Origin of the sequence: Actinoplanes sp. OR16, assembly GCF_004001265.1 — a bacterium.
Lineage (GTDB): Bacteria > Actinomycetota > Actinomycetes > Mycobacteriales > Micromonosporaceae > Actinoplanes.
The window spans coordinates 6745512-6762060 of sequence record NZ_AP019371.1 but is presented as its reverse complement, the minus strand read 5'-3'; the positions used below and the strand labels follow the sequence as shown (position 1 = coordinate 6762060).

The 16549-nt window shown below is 72.5% G+C and carries 19 protein-coding genes; 9 read left to right on the top strand and 10 right to left on the bottom strand.

Features of this window, described 5'->3' with window-relative positions; genetic code table 11:
- Positions 1-30 precede the first annotated feature (30 nt).
- Positions 31-600 (top strand): adenylate kinase, encoded by a 570-nt coding sequence (locus EP757_RS30950; protein WP_197725419.1) that lies wholly within the window; start codon positions 31-33, stop codon positions 598-600.
- Here EP757_RS30950 and EP757_RS30945 read toward each other — a convergent pair.
- On the bottom strand, positions 562-1293 hold the full coding sequence (locus EP757_RS30945; RefSeq protein WP_160165928.1) for a LuxR C-terminal-related transcriptional regulator: 732 nt from the start codon (positions 1291-1293) through the stop codon (positions 562-564). The two genes, EP757_RS30950 and EP757_RS30945, sit on opposite strands and share 39 nt — an antisense overlap.
- 160 nt (positions 1294-1453) lie before the next feature.
- Here EP757_RS30945 and EP757_RS30940 point away from each other — a divergent pair, with 160 nt between their 5' ends.
- On the top strand, positions 1454-2113 hold the full coding sequence (locus EP757_RS30940) for an SDR family NAD(P)-dependent oxidoreductase (RefSeq protein ID WP_160165927.1): 660 nt from the start codon (positions 1454-1456) through the stop codon (positions 2111-2113).
- A gap of 35 nt (positions 2114-2148) precedes the next feature.
- Positions 2149-3027: a hypothetical protein gene (locus EP757_RS30935; RefSeq protein ID WP_127551945.1), complete on the top strand. Its 879-nt coding sequence runs from the start codon at positions 2149-2151 to the stop codon at positions 3025-3027.
- Positions 3028-3066: 39 nt separating this feature from the next.
- Here EP757_RS30935 and EP757_RS30930 read toward each other — a convergent pair whose 3' ends face one another.
- The 5 genes from EP757_RS30930 to EP757_RS30910 form a co-directional block, all read right to left on the bottom strand.
- Positions 3067-3249, bottom strand: a complete 183-nt coding sequence (locus EP757_RS30930; protein WP_127551944.1) for an antitoxin — start codon at positions 3247-3249, stop codon at positions 3067-3069.
- 81 nt (positions 3250-3330) lie between these two features.
- On the bottom strand, positions 3331-4044 hold the full coding sequence (locus EP757_RS30925; protein WP_127551943.1) for a 1-acyl-sn-glycerol-3-phosphate acyltransferase: 714 nt from the start codon (positions 4042-4044) through the stop codon (positions 3331-3333).
- Between the two features lie 4 nt (positions 4045-4048).
- Positions 4049-6976: an Ig-like domain-containing protein gene (locus EP757_RS30920; protein ID WP_127551942.1), complete on the bottom strand. Its 2928-nt coding sequence runs from the start codon at positions 6974-6976 to the stop codon at positions 4049-4051.
- Between the two features lie 304 nt (positions 6977-7280).
- Positions 7281-7928, bottom strand: a complete 648-nt coding sequence (locus EP757_RS30915) for a trans-aconitate 2-methyltransferase (RefSeq protein WP_127551941.1) — start codon at positions 7926-7928, stop codon at positions 7281-7283.
- Complete coding sequence (locus EP757_RS30910; protein WP_127551940.1) at positions 7925-8515, bottom strand: hypothetical protein; 591 nt, start codon at positions 8513-8515, stop codon at positions 7925-7927. Before EP757_RS30910 ends, EP757_RS30915 begins: the two co-directional genes overlap by 4 nt.
- Before the next feature lie 77 nt (positions 8516-8592).
- Here EP757_RS30910 and EP757_RS30905 point away from each other — a divergent pair, with 77 nt between their 5' ends.
- Both EP757_RS30905 and EP757_RS43305 read left to right on the top strand, forming a co-directional pair.
- Positions 8593-9450, top strand: coding sequence for an NAD(P)-dependent oxidoreductase (locus tag EP757_RS30905; RefSeq protein WP_127551939.1), 858 nt, complete (start codon positions 8593-8595; stop codon positions 9448-9450).
- 47 nt (positions 9451-9497) lie between these two features.
- The gene (locus EP757_RS43305) at positions 9498-9674 is read left to right on the top strand and encodes a hypothetical protein (protein WP_174262461.1); all 177 of its coding nucleotides are present in this window, start codon (positions 9498-9500) and stop codon (positions 9672-9674) included.
- Between the two features lie 69 nt (positions 9675-9743).
- On the opposite strand, the gene EP757_RS30900 is transcribed toward EP757_RS43305, so the two are convergent.
- Together EP757_RS30900 and EP757_RS30895 are read right to left on the bottom strand one after the other, a co-directional pair.
- The gene (locus EP757_RS30900) at positions 9744-10925 is read right to left on the bottom strand and encodes a MerR family transcriptional regulator (RefSeq protein ID WP_127551938.1); all 1182 of its coding nucleotides are present in this window, start codon (positions 10923-10925) and stop codon (positions 9744-9746) included.
- A 42-nt stretch (positions 10926-10967) separates the two neighbouring features.
- Positions 10968-11627 (bottom strand): HEAT repeat domain-containing protein, encoded by a 660-nt coding sequence (locus tag EP757_RS30895; RefSeq protein WP_127551937.1) that lies wholly within the window; start codon positions 11625-11627, stop codon positions 10968-10970.
- A 90-nt stretch (positions 11628-11717) separates the two neighbouring features.
- On the opposite strand from EP757_RS30895, the gene EP757_RS30890 reads away from it, so the two are divergent.
- The 3 genes from EP757_RS30890 to EP757_RS30880 all read left to right on the top strand — a co-directional run bounded on the left by EP757_RS30890 (position 11718) and on the right by EP757_RS30880 (position 13421).
- Entirely contained in the window at positions 11718-12089 is a 372-nt protein-coding gene (locus EP757_RS30890; RefSeq protein ID WP_127551936.1) for a metalloregulator ArsR/SmtB family transcription factor, read from the top strand.
- Positions 12086-12556: an SRPBCC family protein gene (locus EP757_RS30885; RefSeq protein ID WP_127551935.1), complete on the top strand. Its 471-nt coding sequence runs from the start codon at positions 12086-12088 to the stop codon at positions 12554-12556. The genes EP757_RS30890 and EP757_RS30885 overlap by 4 nt, the downstream gene beginning before the upstream one ends.
- A gap of 73 nt (positions 12557-12629) precedes the next feature.
- Positions 12630-13421, top strand: a complete 792-nt coding sequence (locus EP757_RS30880; RefSeq protein ID WP_127551934.1) for a class I SAM-dependent methyltransferase — start codon at positions 12630-12632, stop codon at positions 13419-13421.
- Here the strand turns inward: EP757_RS30880 and EP757_RS30875 are convergent.
- On the bottom strand, positions 13346-14641 hold the full coding sequence (locus EP757_RS30875; RefSeq protein WP_127551933.1) for an APC family permease: 1296 nt from the start codon (positions 14639-14641) through the stop codon (positions 13346-13348). The genes EP757_RS30880 and EP757_RS30875 overlap by 76 nt on opposite strands.
- A 70-nt stretch (positions 14642-14711) precedes the next feature.
- Between EP757_RS30875 and EP757_RS30870 the strand changes: the two genes are divergently transcribed.
- On the top strand, positions 14712-15686 hold the full coding sequence (locus EP757_RS30870; RefSeq protein ID WP_127551932.1) for a GlxA family transcriptional regulator: 975 nt from the start codon (positions 14712-14714) through the stop codon (positions 15684-15686).
- On the opposite strand, the gene EP757_RS30865 is transcribed toward EP757_RS30870, so the two are convergent.
- Positions 15679-16530, bottom strand: a complete 852-nt coding sequence (locus tag EP757_RS30865) for an alpha/beta fold hydrolase (RefSeq protein ID WP_127551931.1) — start codon at positions 16528-16530, stop codon at positions 15679-15681. The genes EP757_RS30870 and EP757_RS30865 overlap by 8 nt on opposite strands.
- Between the last annotated feature and the right edge of the window lie 19 nt (positions 16531-16549).

Sequence of the window (16549 nt, the reverse complement as noted above, 5' to 3'; positions counted from 1 at the left end):
CCCGCTGCCGGAATACGTTGGAGTACTCCGTTGGACATCGCCCTCATCCTCACCGGCGCACCCGGTTCCGGCAAAGGCACCCAGGCCACGCACCTGGCCCGACGCCACGACCTGACACATCTGTCCACCGGAGACCTGTTCCGCGACCACATCACGCGGGACACCGAACTCGGCCGGACGGCACGGCAACTCATCGACGCCGGACATTACGTGCCCGATGAGCTGACGAACGAGATGGTTCGCGACCACATCGAGCGCAATGCCCCGGACGGGCGCATCATCCTCGACGGCTATCCGCGTACTCTCGCCCAGGTCGACTTCCTGGACACCCTGCTCGACGGGCTGATCGTGGTGAATCTGGTGGTCGCGCAGGCCGAACTGCAGGACCGCCTGGAGCGCCGGGGCCGCAGCGACGACCTCGCCGACGTGGTCCGCCAGCGGCTGGCGATCTACGCGACGGAGAGCGAGCCGGTCCTCGCGGCGTACCGGGAGCGCGGCCTGCTGCACGACGTGGACGGTTCCGGGGACCTCGACGAGATCGCCCGGCGGATCGACGACGCGCTAGCCACGGGACGATCGATAGCGGTGGACCGCTTCTGATCGGGAGCGGGCGCCGAGCCGTACCATCAGGGCCCGCATATAGGTCTTCACGGTCTGCTCACTGAGCCCCAGCCGGGCGCCGATCTCGGCGTTGCGCAGCCCGATCCCCGCCAGTTCGATCACCTCACGCTGGCGGGGTGTCAGCGGATCGGCGACCGCCGGCCGGGGTTGCTCGACGAGTTCCAGCAGCTCCTGCCGGGTCGCCGCGTCGGAGGTGCGGCCGGCGATCGCGCGCAGCCGCTCGCTGAAGTCGCGCACCGAGATCGCCAGTGAGGCCGCCTGCCCCTCCGCGGCCAGCGCCGACACGATCTCCGGGGTGAGCGCCTCGCCGTCACGGGTGCCGGCGTAGAGCAGACCGCGCACGTGACTGCCGCTCATCAGCGGCACGACCGCCAGCCCGACGATCCCCTCGCTGAGCACCGGCTCGTCGTAGTCATGGGTGATCCCGGGCGCACTGTCGTACCTCGGCAGCGCCAGCAGCCGCTTCTCCACGAGCGCCTTGCCGCCCAGCCCACGCTCCGGCCGGATCACCAGCGAGGTCAGCGCCGACGTCCGCCCGCCGATGCTCACCGTGACCGGCACGTCAGTCGTACCGACGCCACCGAAGATCAGCGGAATCCCCGGCACCCGCGCGAGATTGCCCGCCGCCCGCGCCAGCAGCGCACGATCGTTCTGCCTCAGCGACCCGTCCATCGGATCAGCATGGGACATGGCCGGCCTGCTGCGCCACTTGCGCTCTCCTTCGCCGAACACCCTTGTACGCCGGCAGCGCTGCTCATCCCCCTCCTACGCCGGGATGGGTGGCGTCCATCCGGGTAGTCATCGGGGTGAGCCGTCCAGGGGAGGAGACATCATGAAGCCCGTCGCGATCGTCACCGGCGGGGCCGCGGGCGTCGGACACGAGATCGCCGCCGCCCTGTCCCGAACCGGTCACCGCGTTCTCGTGGCGGACACGGCGCCGGCGCCGGGCGACGCCATCCGCGCTGATGTGCGAGACCCCGCCGACTGCGAGCGGATCGTCGCCGCCGCCCGCTCCTTCGGCGGCCCGCACGTCCTGGTGAACAACGCCGGCGGCTGGACACCCGGCCCGCAGTACCCGGACGCCGCACCCGCCGACTGGTCCGCGACGATCGCCCTCAACCTCACCGCGCCGATGCTGCTCAGCCAGCTCGTCCTGGAGCCGATGCGCGACCTCGGTGGCGGCGCGATCGTCAACATCTCGTCCAGCGGCGGTGTCGGCTCCACTGCGTACGGCTCCCCGGAGTACGGCGCCGCCAAGGCCGGCCTGATCCGCTTCACCACGTCCTCGGCCGCGCTGGCACAGACCCACGACGTGCGGATGACCTGCGTCGTCCCGGACTGGATCGGCCTGGACCGCGCCCAGGCCGAGTGGCGGCAGCGCGGACCCGGCACTCCCCCGCTGATCCCGCCCTCGACCGTCGTAGCCACCGTCCTCGACCTGATCGCCGACGGTCGAGCCGGCCGGGTCGTCGAGCTCGTCCCCACGGTGTGATCCGATCGCCGCTCCCCGTGTGATGCGATAGCCGTATGCGGGTGATCGTGGAAGATGTCGCGTCGCTGCGGTTCGGCGACGGCTCACCGGTGCGGGCCGCGTCGGCGATCGCGGCGTTCGGCGGCGGCTGGCTCGTCGTACAGGACGACGCCACCCATGCGGCCTGGTGGCGCGGCGGCGCCGTCACGCCGGTCCGGGTGGTGCCGCCAGTGGCGGGGCTGGACGAGTTCAGCGAAACAGCCGGGACCAAACACCTGAAACCGGACTTCGAGGCGGCCTGCGCCCTGGAATCCGGCGCGGTGCTGCTGCTCGGCTCCGGTTCCACGGCGGCGCGGACGCGGGTCTCGCTGGTGACCGCCGGCGGGTTCGCGGTCACCGACCTGACGCCGGTCTACGCGTCGGTCGCCGCTGCTCTCGGTATCCCGTCCGCGCAGCTCAACCTGGAGGGCGCCGCTCTGATCGGCGACAGGCTGCGCTGGTTCCAGCGAGGGAACGCCGCGGCGGGGATCCCGTCCGCCAGCGTCGATGTCGACCTGCCGGCACTGCTGTCCGGCGACCCGGCGGTGGCGATCGGCAACCCTCGCCGCTACGACCTGGGCACTGTCGACGGCGTGGGCCTCGCCGTCACCGACGCGGTGGCGCTGAACGACGGCCGCATCCTGGTGTCGGCCGCCGCGGAGGACACCCCGAACGCCGTCGACGACGGCCCGGTGGTCGCCTCGGCCCTGGCCCTGCTGGACGACGGCGGCGTACTGGCAGTGGCCGAGATCCCCGCCACACCCGCCGGACCGTGGAAGGTCGAGGGCCTGGCGATCGCCGGCCAGACCACGACCGGCGTACGCCTCGTGGCCGTGGTCGACGCCGACGACCCGTCGGCCGCGTCGAGCTGCCTGACGCTGCACGTCCTCTGGTGACCCGCGGGCGGCCCGCAACCGGACCGCCCGCGAACCCGATCATCGCTGCTGGGTGTCGCCGTCCCCGGTGCGCTGCTGCGCCGCGTCCACACCCTTGTCGATGTGATCCGAATACTTCTGCCCGGTCCGCTGATCAGCCTGGTCACCGGCCTTCTCGAGACCCTCGTCAACCTGCTTGTCGTGGTCGTCCGCGAAATCCTTCGCCTTGTCCAGGAAACTCATGCCTTCCGCAGTGCCCGCCACCACCCCACCCAAACAGCAACCCCACCTCCGCACCGTGCAGTGCGGTCCCAGGAGGACACATCATGAAAGGGCTTCGGCTATGGCGTTTCGGGCGGCGTCGCGGAGGGATTCCTTGTCCGGGTAGGAGGAGGGGTGCAGAGGTGCGAGGACCTCGACGCGGACGTTGATGCGGTCGCGGAGGATGACACCGTTGCGGGGCAGGGCTCGGCGGGTGCCGTGGACGGCGATGGGGATGAGCGGGACGTCGTGGCGCACGGCCAGGTCGAAGGCGCCGTCCTTGAAGGCGCGCAGTGAGCCGTCCGACGTGCGGGTGCCCTCCGGGAAGATCATGACGGGTGAGCCGGCGGACAGCAGGCGGTCGCAGTGGGCCATCATCTCGCGGACCGAGGCGCCGCTGCCCCTGACGAGCGGGACGTAGTCGTTGAGGCGCATGTTCCAGCCGATCACCGGGACCCGGAAGATCTCCTGCTTGGAGACCCATTTGAACGGGCGGAAGAGGGCGAACAGCACCAGGATGTCGATCAGCGAGGCGTGGTTGGCGACCAGGACGGCGGCGCCGTGCCAGGGCAGTGCGGAACGGCCGCGGACGCGGAGACGCCAGAGCGGGTTGATGTAGACGTAGAAGGACGCCCACGCCGAGGAGTACAGGTGCAGGGCCACCCGCCGGCGGTCGAAGGGCAGGGACAGCACGAAGACGACGAGCGCGCCGGCGAAGAAGATCGGGCACGTGACGACGATGAACGCCCAGTAGAGGACCGAGAAGATCCGGAGCACGCGCTCATTGTGTCAGTTGCGGCTTCAGCAGCGTGATCCGCCGGGCGCCCAGCTCGGTGACGTAGAGATCGCCGGTGGTGCGGCTCTGCGTGACGTCGAGCGGCTGGTTGAATCCGGCCACGACGCTCCTGGGGTTCGACAGCGCCCCATCGGCCGCGACGTCGAACATCTGGATGTCCTGCCCGTCGGAGTAGCGGACGACGAGGAGCTTGCCGTCGAGCGCGCCGCCCCGGTATTCGACGGCGCCGTTCGCCGAGGCGTGCAATCCGGCGTCGTGAATACCGGGAAGGTCCAGGTTGGGGTCCGGCTGCGTGCCGACCGGATACGCGTTGACCTGGAACGGATCGACGCCCGGCGAAGGATTGGCCCCGGCCAGGATCCACTCGCAGCGGGACGGGTTCGGGTGCCCGTAGTACCGGCCCGGCTTCACGTCGAACACGTAGTCGGTCTCGGCCTGCGGGTTGGCCCGCAGCCCGGCCACGACCGGCCCGGTGTAGCCGCCGCGCCGTGAGCAGGACGCCGGCAGCGGGCTCGGCACGTCGGGGGTGTTGCCGCCGGCCGCCGAGCCGTTCGTCGGGACGTACAGATGACCGTTGCGGTGCCAGACCAGGTCGTAGGCGTTGCGGACCCCGGTGCCGTAGAGGGTCAGCGGCGCGCCGGGGGCGTAGGGGTCGTAGGTTCCGCCGTCCTCGGTCTTCACGTCCAGCGGCAACGCGGCCGGCAACCTTCCACGGTCCAGACGCAGCACCGCCGCTGTCAGCAACCGCTCCGGACGATCACGCCAGGAGGCGTCCGGCGCGCCCATCGCGTTGTTCGCGCCCTGGCTGATGTAGAGCGCGCCATCGGGCCCGAACGCGATCGAGTTCGTCTCATGGTCCTTCACCGAGCGCGGCAGCCCGGTCAGCACCGGCGTGTAGACGCCGAGATCCGGTCCGGAGAGCCTGGCCAGGACACTGGAGAAGTCCGGTACGTCGTAGGTGCCGGTGAACGGGTGGTTCGAGGTGATCCAGAGGACCGGGTCCGCCGCCGTCGAGGCGGGGTCGAAGGCAAGGCCGATGATCGTACGAGCCTGCACCGTGTCGATGACCGCGGGAGTTCCCAGCGTGCCGTCCGCGGCGACCGGATAGCGGTAGATCCGGCCGTTCAGCGTCGCCGCGTAGAGCCTGCCGTCCGGCCCCATCGTGACACTGGTGTAGTCGGCGGCCACCGACCCCGAGGTGACCTTCGTGAACGCCGGCCCGCCGCCCGAGGCCGCGCCGGTCGTGAACACCATCGAGTACGGCGCGAACGCGACACCCCGCACGTCGGTCACCCCGGAGGTGACGTCCAGCCGGTAGAGCGTCCCGGCAGCGAGCGGCGCCAGCGGCGAGGCGTTCACCACGTCGCCGCCGCCGCTGGTGATGGCGTTGATCGGCACGGCCGCGCCGTCGGCGACCCGGGTCAGGGTGACCGCCGCGCCGTCCAGGGAGTCCGGGTCGACGGCGCCGTTCGGCAGCGTCAGGTCGGCGACGATGCTGGTGGTCGTCTCGACACCGGTCGACAGGTTCGCCGGGCTGACCGTGCGGACCGCCGGGATCGCCCCGGGCGCGGGCACGCTCGCCACGTCGGCGTAGTGGAACTTCGTGTTCGTCCCGGCCTTCGGGCTGAGCGTGAGCCGGCCGTCGGTGACCTCGACCGTCCGGACGGCGGTGACGTGCTTCGCCGTGGCGGTGGGCCGGAACGCCGCCACCGCGTTCTGGTCCTCGACGTTCAGGTAGTGCACGCTGTCGGTCGCGGTCCCCGAGTCACCGACCGCGGCGGTCACGGTGTACAGCCCGTTCGGCACGGCGATCTCCCAGGCGCCTTGCGGCTTGCCGGCGGCTTGGCTGTGCATCAGGCGGGTCAGTCGTACGTCGGAAGCCGTGCCCGCACCGCGGTTCCGCCCATTGCCGACCAGATCCAGTGGACCGCGATCCTCCAGGTCGATCCAGCCGAAGCCCTGGCTGCCGTAGGCCTGGCCGTAGTCCTTGACGTACCCGGCCGGCGGTGTGCTCGCCTGGTCGGAGAACGCGACCTTCGCCGTGAACGCCACCGGCGTGGCGGCGGTGGCGGCCGACCGCGCCGACTCGTTGCCCGAGGTGTCCACGGCGCTGATCGCCCAGCTCCGTGCGGTCCCGTTGGCGACGCCGATGTCGGTGAAGGCCGGCGCGGTCACCACACCCGGACCGGAGATCAGCGTCCCGTCCCGGTACACCCGGTAGCCGAGCAGGTCCGCAGCGGTGCTCGCGCTCCAGCTCAGGGCCACCTGGTGGTCGCCGGCAGCCGCGGTGGGACCGGCCGGCGCGGGCGGGGCCACGGTGTCGTCGACGACCCGGCCGATCGTGAGGCGGGTCAGCTTCGTGTTGATGCCGCCGACCGCGTCGACGGTCAGCATCCCGTCGGTGACCGGGACCGTCACCGACCCGGTCCGGTACTCGGCCGCGGCCGTCGACGTGAAGTGGTCGACGGCGGTGGCGCCCTCCACCCTGATCACGTGCGTGCTGTCGTACGACGGCTGGTCGCCGACCGTCGCCGTGACCGTGTAGGTGCCCGGGGCCACCGCGTACTGCCAGGCTCCGGCGGTGGCGACGCCGTTCGTGCCGCCGACGTCGCCGTACTGCAGGTGGATCACCGTGTTGTCGAGCGGGTCGACGCCGGTCCGGTTGCGGTTGCGGGTGTTCGCGGCCAGCTCCAGCGGCGTCGGGGCGGCCAGTGTGGCGGTGTCCTGGCGTACCCACCCGAAACCACGGGCGGCAGTCCAGGCCGCGCCGGTGTCAGCGGTCCAGCCGGTCGGCGCGGCCGTGCCGGCCGGCCGGAAGTCGACACTGGCGATCAGGGTGGTGGCCGCGCTCGCCGGTGCGGCGAATCCGGCGACGGCGAGAAGGGTGACGGCGGCCAGAGCCCTGATTCTCATCCCGCCAGCATCACATCGACCACCGTCGACACCGCTTCCACTGTGGATGATCGGTGGGCGGGAGTGGCCGGGTAGCCCGCTGTCAAGCGTCCGTCCGGAGGACGAACGCGGCACGGCCACAAGGTCTGGGCTGTCGGGTCACCGCCCACCGTTGCTACTGCGCCGTCGAGCGCCCGGCGGTGATGGGGCAGTCGGGACGCTGGGTCACAGCCGACCGCAACCGGCCGGTGGCTATGGGACGGCACGCCTCGGCAGGAGATGTCCGGCCAGGACGTGGCCCTGCTCGACGACCGCATGACACCGGCTACGCGGCGTCGTGGATCGCCAGCCAGGCCTGGTCGCTGTAGGTGGCGCTGATCCGCGCGGTGCCCAGCATCACCGCCAGCTCGTCACGGGTGAGGAAGTGGTGCGACGCGGCGTTCAGCAGCCTCGCGTTGATCACACCGACGGCCAGCAGCGGCAGGATGACCGGCACCAGCGAGAGCAGGCCGCGGTCGCGCACGTGGTCGCGCAGGATCGCGGTCACGCCGGCGCCGGCCCGGGGCGTCGTCACGATCAGGCGGCCGCCCGGCGCCAGGCGGCTCTTCAGCAGTGCCACTGTCCGTTCCGGATCAGCGACGGCGTAGAGCACGTTGCCGCACAGGATCACGTCGAACGCGCCGCTCAGCTCGCGCAGGTCGCCGTCCAGGTCGGCGCGTACGTGCGTCACCCCGGGATTCTTGCGGCGGGAACGCTCCAACATCACCGGTGACAGATCCGCCGCGACGACCTCGCCCGGCCGCCGCTCCCGCACGGCTCGCGTCAGGTTGCCGGTTCCGCAGCCGGCGTCGAGCACCCGCCCCGGCTCCTCCGGCACCGCGTCGATCATTCTCAGGACCATTTCCCGGTACGGCGTGAGCCCCGCGATGACGTCGTAACACCAGGCGTACACGTCCCACAGCCGACGCCTCATCCGAGGGCCCGGTCCTCGAAACGGGCAGCCACCGCGTACAGGAGATCCCGCCTCTGCGCAGTGGAAGACGCATCCCCGGCCGCCCGGATCCGGTCGGTGAAGCCGTCCACCACGCCCCACGCCGGATGAACGACGACGCCGGGCCGCACCTCGGGATGCAGTTCGGCAACCTCCACGGTCCGCGGACTCACCACGATCCCGCCCTCCATGAACCGCTCCAGCACCGCCCTGACCGGCGGAATCACGGTCATCACCCACACGCGCTCACCGCGGTCGAGGCTGTCGTGGTACATCGCCCGGTACAGAACCAGCGTGGCGTCGAGCGGCACGCCCGCGGCCTTGGCGACACCCGACGCCTCGATCACGCCGCCGGCACTCCCCCGCGAGATCTTGGAGGCTACCGCGGCGAGCCGGCCGTCCGCCGCGTACACGCCGAACCACCGTGCGACCCGGTCGTGCCAGGGCAGCCAGCCGTCCGGGGTCAGCGACGACGCGGCCAGGTGCCCGTACCGCACGTGGGCCCGGCCCTGGAGACGCTTCGCCTCGCCGATCGCGGCGTCCCCGGCGAGCACGCGGGAGATGAACATCGACCGATGAGACCACACCGCGTGCGAACTGTGCTGATCATGGGAAAGACTGGGGCACCCACCATTGGAGGAGCGACGTGCCCCGCATCGCAGTGACCGGCGGCAGCGGCAAACTCGGCCGTGCCGTCGTGAGAGAGCTCGTGCAGCACGGGTACGAGGTGCACAACCTCGACCTGGCGGCGCCCGCCGAGCAGCTCTGCCCCTACACCCGAGTCGACTTGACCGATTTCGGTCAGGTGGTCGGCGCGCTGACCGCTGTCGACGACCGGTACAGCGGCATCGACGCCGTCGTGCACCTGGCCGCGATCCCCGCACCCGGGCTGCGGCCCGACGCGGCGACGTTCACCAACAACGTGACGTCCAGCTACCACGTGTTCGCCGCGGCGCGGACGGCCGGCATCCGGCGGATCGTGTGGGCGTCCAGCGAGACACTGCTCGGCCTGCCCTTCGACACGCCGCCGCCGTACCTGCCGGTCGACGAGGAGTACGCGGCACGGCCGGAGACGTCGTACTCGCTCTCGAAGCACCTGGATGAACAGATGGCCGCCCAGTTCTGCCGCTGGGACCCGGAGTTCACGGCGGTCGGGCTGCGGTTCTCCAACGTCATGGAGCCGCACGACTACGCCGCCTTCCCCGGCTTCGACGCCGACCCGCGGCAGCGCATCTGGAACCTGTGGGGCTACATCGACGCCCGCGACGGCGCGCAGGCCGTGCGGCTCGCCCTCGGCTACGACCGGCCCGGCTGCGAGATCTTCGTGATCGCCAACGCGGACACGGTGATGAGCCGCCGCACCGCCGACCTGGCCGCCGAGTACTTCCCGGACGTCCCGGTCACCCGGGAACTGGGCGAGCACGAGACGCTGCTCTCCATCGAGAAGGCGCGGCGGCTGCTCGGCTACGAGCCCGCCTTTTCCTGGCGGTCGGCCCTTCAGTAGGTCATCGCCCCGCCGATAGGACCTGCCCCGGCACACGAGGAGGAACTATGGCGGCTACAGCTGCGGACATCCTGGTGATCCACCACCACGACGACCACGTCAGCCGGTACGAGGAGGTCACCTACTGCGCCTGGCGGGGCGGCATCACGGTCTACCGCGACGGCGCGGAGGTGGCGCGGCACGACGACGTGCTGAACACCCAGGCGCTCAAGCTCGCCGGTTAGCTCGTTCGCGGCCACGTGCCGGCTCACCGGCCATCCGACCGGTGAGCCGGCCGTGGCCACGCCCGACCGCTATTCAGCACGGGCACGCAAGCGCAGGACGTAGGCGGCGGTGACAGCGACCGCCCGATCACCGTCCTGTGCCAGTTCGACGAGCGCCTCCTCCGCCGCTGCGCCCGGAATGTCGGCGAGAGCCTCCGCCACCCGCCGCCGAGCCGCAGCCTCCCCGCCGGACGACGCCAGGCGGCTCGTCAGGCCGCCGGCTATCCGGTCGGCGAGGGCGGGATCGCGGGACAGTGACGCCAGAGCATCGGTGGCGTCGCTGTCGTTCACGCCCTCCACGATCATGTCGAGCAGTGCCGGCACGGTCGCCGCCACACCGTGCCGGCCGAGCGCCAGGGCCGCATGCCGCCGCACCACCACGTCGGCATCGTCGAGCGCCTGCCGCAGAACATCCTCACCGCCGGGAATCCGTGCGATCGCCTGTACCGCGCGCCGCCGCACCTCGGCCTGATCCGACCGCAGCCCCTCGGCCAGCAGCGGCAACGCCTCCGGACCCGCCTGCGCCAGCGCCCACCGCAGGGCACCACCCACATTGATCTCCGACTCGGCAAGCGCCGCCTCGACGAGCGCCCCCACCGAAGCCGAGGCGGAACCCGAAGCCCGCCCGACCACCGAACCCGAAGCCCGCCCGGCCACCGAACCGGAAGCCCGCTCGGCCACCGAACCGGACGCCGAACCCGCAGCGGAAGCCGACGCCGGGTCCACGGCCTCTTCCGGTAGCCCGGCAGCCGCCGCCGCGCGCGATGTGCCGGCACCGCCCCGGACATCCGGGAACGCCGCCGACAGTGCTGCCCGCTGCCGCTTCCCCGCGCTCTCCGACCCGAGCGCCTGCAGCAGGGCCACGATCCGCAGCACGTCCTCCCACCCGGCCGGTGAGGCGGCGTCGATCCTGGTGAGGTGGGTGAGGAGTTCGGTCTCGGCCGCGATGCGTTCGCGGGTGCGCCGGATCAGGTCGTCGACGAGCCCGGCCGGCGCGAACCCCGGATCGTCGAGCGCACGGCCGACGTCACGCAGCGACAGGCCGAGCGACCGCAGGCTCTCGATGTGGAAGATCCGCCGGATGTCCTCGTCCGAGTATTCCCGGTAGTTCCCGCCGGACCGCCCGGTCGGCCGCACCAGCCCCAGCGACTCGTAGTGCCGCAGCATCCGGGCGCTGACCCCGGATCGCCGCGCCACCTCACCGATCAACAATCAGGCCTCCTGCGGAATGGGCGCGGGCATGCGAGGCCCCCGTCACGGTGAAGAAGGCTCCATCATCGGCGCGCCGTCCAGAGCCACGATCCGCTTCGCCTCCTCGATCGCGTGCGCGAATCCGGCGTCCGGGTCCCGGCCGAGGCGGTCGGTCGCGATCGCGTGCCGGCGTACCTCCTGGCTGGGATTGTTCATCGCGGCCCGGAGAGCGGGCGCGGCGGCGTCGGCGAGCGCGAGCAGGGCGCGGCTCAGGCTCAACTGCGTTTCTGGTACGCCGCGCCCGAGCTGCGCGGCCAGCAACCCGGCCAGCATCGGCTCGTCGGCGGCCGGGACCAGGACGACGGCCGCTCGCCAGGCGGCCCGGGCCACCTCGTCGTCGGCGTCCCCGATCAGCTCCGGTGTGATCGCCGGCCACGCCCGCCCGTCCCTGATCTTGGACAGCGTGTGCAGCGCCTGGCTGCGGGCCTGTGCCGTCGCCGACGCCAGCTCCTCGACGAGCGGAGGAACCGTGACCGATGCCGGATGCCGGGTCAGCGCCCAGGTCAGGTTCTCCCGGACGAAGAAGTCCGGCTCGATCGCCGACCTGCCGATCAGCGTGCCGACGTACGCCGCATCGGGGTTGGTCCCTGCCGCCAGCGCCGCCTGCAGCCGGGTGGACGCGTTCGGGCTCTCCAGGGCCTTGAGGATCCCCGTCGTGGTCATCAGTACCACCTCCTGCGCCCAGTGAAGAGGTTGCCACAGTGTCAATGTCAAGCTTGCCCGACGCGTAACCTACTGGTTACGCTTCCTGTCATGGATGCCGTGGCGAACGCGATCGCCGATCCGGTGCGCCGCGAGATCCTGCTGATGCTGCGGGACGAGCCGCGGACCGCCGGGCAGGTCGCCGGCCGGTTCGCGATCAGCCGCCCCGCGGTGAGCCGTCACCTGCGGGTGCTGCGCGAGGCCGGCCTGGTGCGTGACGCCGCGGACGGCCGCCGCCGGGTCTACACGCTGGTCACCGGCCCGCTGGACGAGCTCGCCGGCTGGCTGTCGGAGTTCCGGCGGCCGAGCGCGTGGGATCGGCACTTCGACGCGCTGGAGACCGAGGTGTACCGGACCCGCCGCTCCCGCAGGCTCGCCACATCGAACGACCGAGAAGACCACCGAGACGAGGAGAGCGCATGAATCCCACTCCCACCGGCAGGCTGTTCGGCAAGGAGCTCGTGCTGACCCGCACGTTCCGCGCTCCCATCGACGACGTCTGGGCCAGCCTGACCGAATCCGATCGCACCGCTCGCTGGTACGGCCCGTGGCAGGGCGACGCCGCGCCGGGCCGGACCATCAAGGTGCAGATGGCGCTGGAGGAGGGCAAGCCGTGGATGGACATGACGGTGGACGTGTGTGAGGCGCCGCGCCGGCTGGCCCTGTCGTCCGGTCCCTGGCGGCTCGACCTGGTGCTGACCGAGACGGCGGGCGTGACCGAGCTGCGCTTCACCCAGCACCTGTCCGGCGACGAGAACGTCGGCGAGATCGGCCCGGGCTGGGAGTTCTACCTGGACGCGCTGACCGCCTCCCGCGACGGCCGCCCGCTGCCGGACTTCGCCGACTACTACCCCGCCATGAGATCGCACTTCGAGTCCCAGGCCGGCTGAGGTCTGCCGACGGCAGAAGCCCGGTGCCGGTGCCGGGTTCCCGGCGGGCGGCGGATGGTGGCAGGCTCGGCGGATGGCTGGTGACCTGTTCCTCCGGGCGTTCGACGAGGCCGCCCGCGACTTCGAACGCCTCGGCGAGCATCTGTGGAAGCCCATCGGCGCGGCGACGGTGGCCCGGACCGCGCCGGCCGCCGGCGAGCGGGTGCTCGACGCGTGCTGCGGCACCGGCGCGTCGGCGATCCCCGCGGCCCGGCGGGTGGGCGCGACCGGGCACGTCGACGCGATCGACCTGTCCGAGCCGCTGATCCGCGTCCTGACCCGGCTCGGCAGCGATCTGCCGCAGCTGCGTCCGCGGGCGGCGGACGCGACGACCTGGGCCGAGGACGGCTACGACGTGCTCCAGGTCGTGCTCGGCGTCTTCTTCCTGCCCGACATGGACGCCGGCGCCGACCACCTGGTCAGCAGGCTGCGTCCCGGTGGCCGGGCCGGGATCACCGTCTGGCGGCGCGGGGCGGTCGCGGTGGCCGGCCGCCACCTCGGCGACGCCGTCACGAAGGTGACCGGCAAGGAGGTTCCGCGGCGGGCGTCCGCACCCCTGGACCGGATCAACGAGGAGGCGGCCTTCCGCTCGTGGCTGGAGCAGCGCGGGCTGACCGGGGTCGAGGTCGCCGTCCACGAGCTGCGGCTGGACCTGACGCCGGAGCCGGCCTGGCTGCTGGTGACCGGTTCGGGCTACGTGGCGGCGCTGACCGGCCTGACGCCGACGCAGGTGGACGCCGTGCGGGAGACCTATCTGGCGTCGCTGTCCCGGGACGGCGTCACCGAGCTGGACGCCACCACGCTGATCGGCACCGGCGTCCGCTGACCGGCGACGCGCAGGTAGAGCAGCGCGCCGCCGGTGACGACCAGCGCCCAGATCAGGTACACCCCGGTCATCGCGAGCAGGAGCAGCACCGCCGCCATCGCCGCCACGGCGGCGGCCCGGCCGGCGGTCCTCCGGGGCAGCAGGCGCAGCGCGGCCGCCACCCCGACGGCGTAGACGGTCACGAACGAGCCGGTCGTGAGCAGGACCAGCGGCTCGGCGCCGACTCCGGCCGCCACGACGACGGCCAGCGAGAGGAAGGACAGCCCGGCGTTCACGGCGAGGCTGCGGCGCGGCACCTCCCCGGCCTGGCTGCCCCGGGCCAGCCAGGCCGGCAGCGCGCCGTCGCGGCCGAGGGCGGCGCCGAGTTTGGCGGCGCCGGCGTAGTACGCGTTCATCGTCCCGAACGTGAGCAGCAGCGCGGCGGCCGCGGCCGGGTAGCGGGCGGTCCCGCCGAGGCCGGCCGCCATCAGCTCGCCGAGCGGCGCCTCGGTGTGCGCCGCCCGCGGGCCGAGCACCGCGACGACCGCGAACGCCACCGCCAGGTAGAGCACGCCGATCAGCAGCACCGCCGCCGTGGTGGCCCGGGGTACGTCCCGGTCCGGCCGGCGGAACTCGGCGGTCAGGTGCGTGATCGCCTCCCAGCCGACGAAACTCCACACCAGAAGCGCGGCGGCGGCGGGCACCGCGTCCCAGCCGTGCGGCGCGAACGGCCGCAGGTTCGCCGCGTCCGCCGACGGCAGCGCGACCAGCACCGCCACGATCAGGAACGTGACGAGCAGCGCCGCGGCGGCCAGCTGAACCCGCCCGGCGAGGCGTACCCCAGCGGCGTTCGTGACGGTGACCGCGGCCATCAGCAGCGCGGCCGTCACCGCGGTGGTGGCCGCGCCGCCGCCGACGGCCGCCGCGACGTACGCGCCGCCGAACAGCGCTGCCGCCGCGGCCCCGGGCGGCACGGCGAGGTAGAAGCACCAGCCGACGACGGCGGCGGCCTTCTCGCCGAACGCGAGCCGGGCGTACGTCGACACGCCCCCGGAGTCCGGATGCCGCGCGCCGAGCGCCGCGAACGTCGCGGCCAGCGGCGCGGAGAGCACCACGAGCAGCAGCCAGGCGAGCAGCGACGCCGGTCCTGCGGTGGCGGCGGCCAGGGCCGGGAGGGCGATGACGCCGGTGCCGAGGACGGCGCCGACGTAGAGGGCGGTTCCTTGCAACGCGGTGAGCATGCTGTCAGCCTCGCCGGGGCGCACACGACCGGACAGTGGCAGAAACGCCGTCGTCCGATAGATTCCTGCCATGACCTCTCACGTGGTCGCGGTCGCGCTCACCGACGGACTGCCGATCTTCGAGCTGTCGGTGCCGTTCGAGGTGTTCGGCAACGACCGCAGCGACATCGTCTCCCCCTGGTACGACCTGCGCCTCTGCTCCGAGGACCAGCGCCCGCTGCGGACGACTGGCGGGCTGACCGTCACGCCCGAGCACGACCTCGGCGCGTTGGCCGCAGCCGGAACCGTCCTGATCCCGGCGCTGCCCCGGGCCGGCCAGATCGCTCCCCCGCCCGCACTGGTCGACGCGGTCCGCACCGCCTACGACGCCGGCAAGCGCATCGTCTCGATCTGCACCGGGGCGTACGTGCTGGCCGCCGCCGGCCTGCTCGACGGCCGGCCGGCGACGACGCACTGGATGAACGCGCACGACCTCGCTCACCGCTACCCGGCGGTGAAGGTCGACGCGAGCGTGCTCTACGTGGACGACGGCCAGGTCCTGACCTCGGCCGGCACGGCGGCGGCCATCGACCTCTGCCTGCACCTGGTGCGGCGCGATCACGGCACGGCGGTGGCGAACGAGGTGGCCCGCCGGATGGTGACCCCGCCGCACCGCGAGGGCGGGCAGGCGCAGTTCGTCCGGCCGGTGCAGCCCGGCGGCGAACGCGGCGACCTCGGCCCGGTGCTGGAGTGGGCCCGCCGGCGGCTCGATCAGCCCCTCGCCGTCGCCGACCTGGCCGGGCGGGCGCACCTGAGCCCGCGCACGTTCGCCCGCCGGTTCCGCGAGGAGATCGGGGTGACGCCTCTCCAGTGGATCCTGGAGCAGCGGGTGCGGCTGGCCCAGGAGCTGCTGGAGACGACCGACGAGCCGATCGAGCGGGTGGCCCGGCGCGCGGGGTTCGGGACCGGCGCCGGCCTGCGCCAGCACTTCGGCCGTGTGCTCGGCATCTCCCCGCAGTCGTACCGGCACGTCTTCCGGCACCGGGCCGCCGCGGCGCTCAGCTGAGGAAGTCCCGCAACGCCGCGCTCACCTCGTCCGGCGCCTCCTCGGCCTGGTGGTGACCGCTGCCGATCAGCCGATGCTCCAGGCCGCCGGCCGTCCACGGCCGCCAGATCGCCACCGGGTCGCCGTGGATGTCGATGTCGTCGCGGGCGGCCTGCAGCAGCAGCATCGGGCAGCGGACCTGGCGCCCGGCGGCACGGTCGGCCTCGTCGTGGGCGCGGTCGATGCCCAGCCCGGCCCGGTAGTCCTCGCACATCCCGTGCACGACGGCCGGGTTCCGCAGCGCCCGCCACACGTCGGCGTGGTTCTCCTCGCCCATCGCCGCCGGGTCCGGCGTGCGGTACCACGCGTCCGGATCCGCGCAGATCACCCGCTCCGCGGGCTGCTCGGTCTGCCCGAGGAACCACCAGTGCCACCACGTCCGGGCGAACCGCTCATCGGTACGTTCGAGGTGCTCCACGAGCGGCAACCCGTCCATGACCACGAGCCGGGACACCGCCTCCGGGTGGTCCATCGCGGTCCGGAAGGCGACCAGCGCTCCCCGGTCGTGGCCGACCACCGCGAAACGGTCGTGGCCGAGATGGTCCATCAGCCGCACGACGTCGCCGGCCATCGCGCGTTTGCTCGACTGCGCGTGATCGGGTTCGTCCGGCGGGAGAGTGCTCTCCCCGTACCCCCGCAGATCGGGGGTGACCACGGAGAAGTCCTCGCCGAGGCGGCGTGCCACGGCATGCCAGGTCGTGTGGGTGCGCGGATGGCCGTGCAGCAGGACGACCGGGCTGCCGGAGCCGCCGTGGCGCACCCGCACGGTGACGTCGCCGAGATCGACGTGTTCGAGCCGGAACATGGGTCCCCAATGCCCACTC

Coding starts and splice junctions, on each gene's coding strand:
- EP757_RS30920 (WP_127551942.1), bottom strand. CDS start 6,976: ATGAGAATCAGGGCTCTGGCCGCCGTCACCCTTCTCGCCGTCGCCGGA.
- EP757_RS30875 (WP_127551933.1), bottom strand. CDS start 14,641: ATGCTCACCGCGTTGCAAGGAACCGCCCTCTACGTCGGCGCCGTCCTC.
- EP757_RS30945 (WP_160165928.1), bottom strand. CDS start 1,293: ATGGACGGGTCGCTGAGGCAGAACGATCGTGCGCTGCTGGCGCGGGCG.
- EP757_RS30890 (WP_127551936.1), top strand. CDS start 11,718: ATGGATGCCGTGGCGAACGCGATCGCCGATCCGGTGCGCCGCGAGATC.
- EP757_RS30915 (WP_127551941.1), bottom strand. CDS start 7,928: ATGAGGCGTCGGCTGTGGGACGTGTACGCCTGGTGTTACGACGTCATC.
- EP757_RS30880 (WP_127551934.1), top strand. CDS start 12,630: ATGGCTGGTGACCTGTTCCTCCGGGCGTTCGACGAGGCCGCCCGCGAC.
- EP757_RS30870 (WP_127551932.1), top strand. CDS start 14,712: ATGACCTCTCACGTGGTCGCGGTCGCGCTCACCGACGGACTGCCGATC.
- EP757_RS30885 (WP_127551935.1), top strand. CDS start 12,086: ATGAATCCCACTCCCACCGGCAGGCTGTTCGGCAAGGAGCTCGTGCTG.
- EP757_RS30895 (WP_127551937.1), bottom strand. CDS start 11,627: ATGACCACGACGGGGATCCTCAAGGCCCTGGAGAGCCCGAACGCGTCC.
- EP757_RS30910 (WP_127551940.1), bottom strand. CDS start 8,515: ATGTTCATCTCCCGCGTGCTCGCCGGGGACGCCGCGATCGGCGAGGCG.
- EP757_RS30865 (WP_127551931.1), bottom strand. CDS start 16,530: ATGTTCCGGCTCGAACACGTCGATCTCGGCGACGTCACCGTGCGGGTG.
- EP757_RS43305 (WP_174262461.1), top strand. CDS start 9,498: ATGGCGGCTACAGCTGCGGACATCCTGGTGATCCACCACCACGACGAC.
- EP757_RS30930 (WP_127551944.1), bottom strand. CDS start 3,249: ATGAGTTTCCTGGACAAGGCGAAGGATTTCGCGGACGACCACGACAAG.
- EP757_RS30940 (WP_160165927.1), top strand. CDS start 1,454: ATGAAGCCCGTCGCGATCGTCACCGGCGGGGCCGCGGGCGTCGGACAC.
- EP757_RS30935 (WP_127551945.1), top strand. CDS start 2,149: ATGCGGGTGATCGTGGAAGATGTCGCGTCGCTGCGGTTCGGCGACGGC.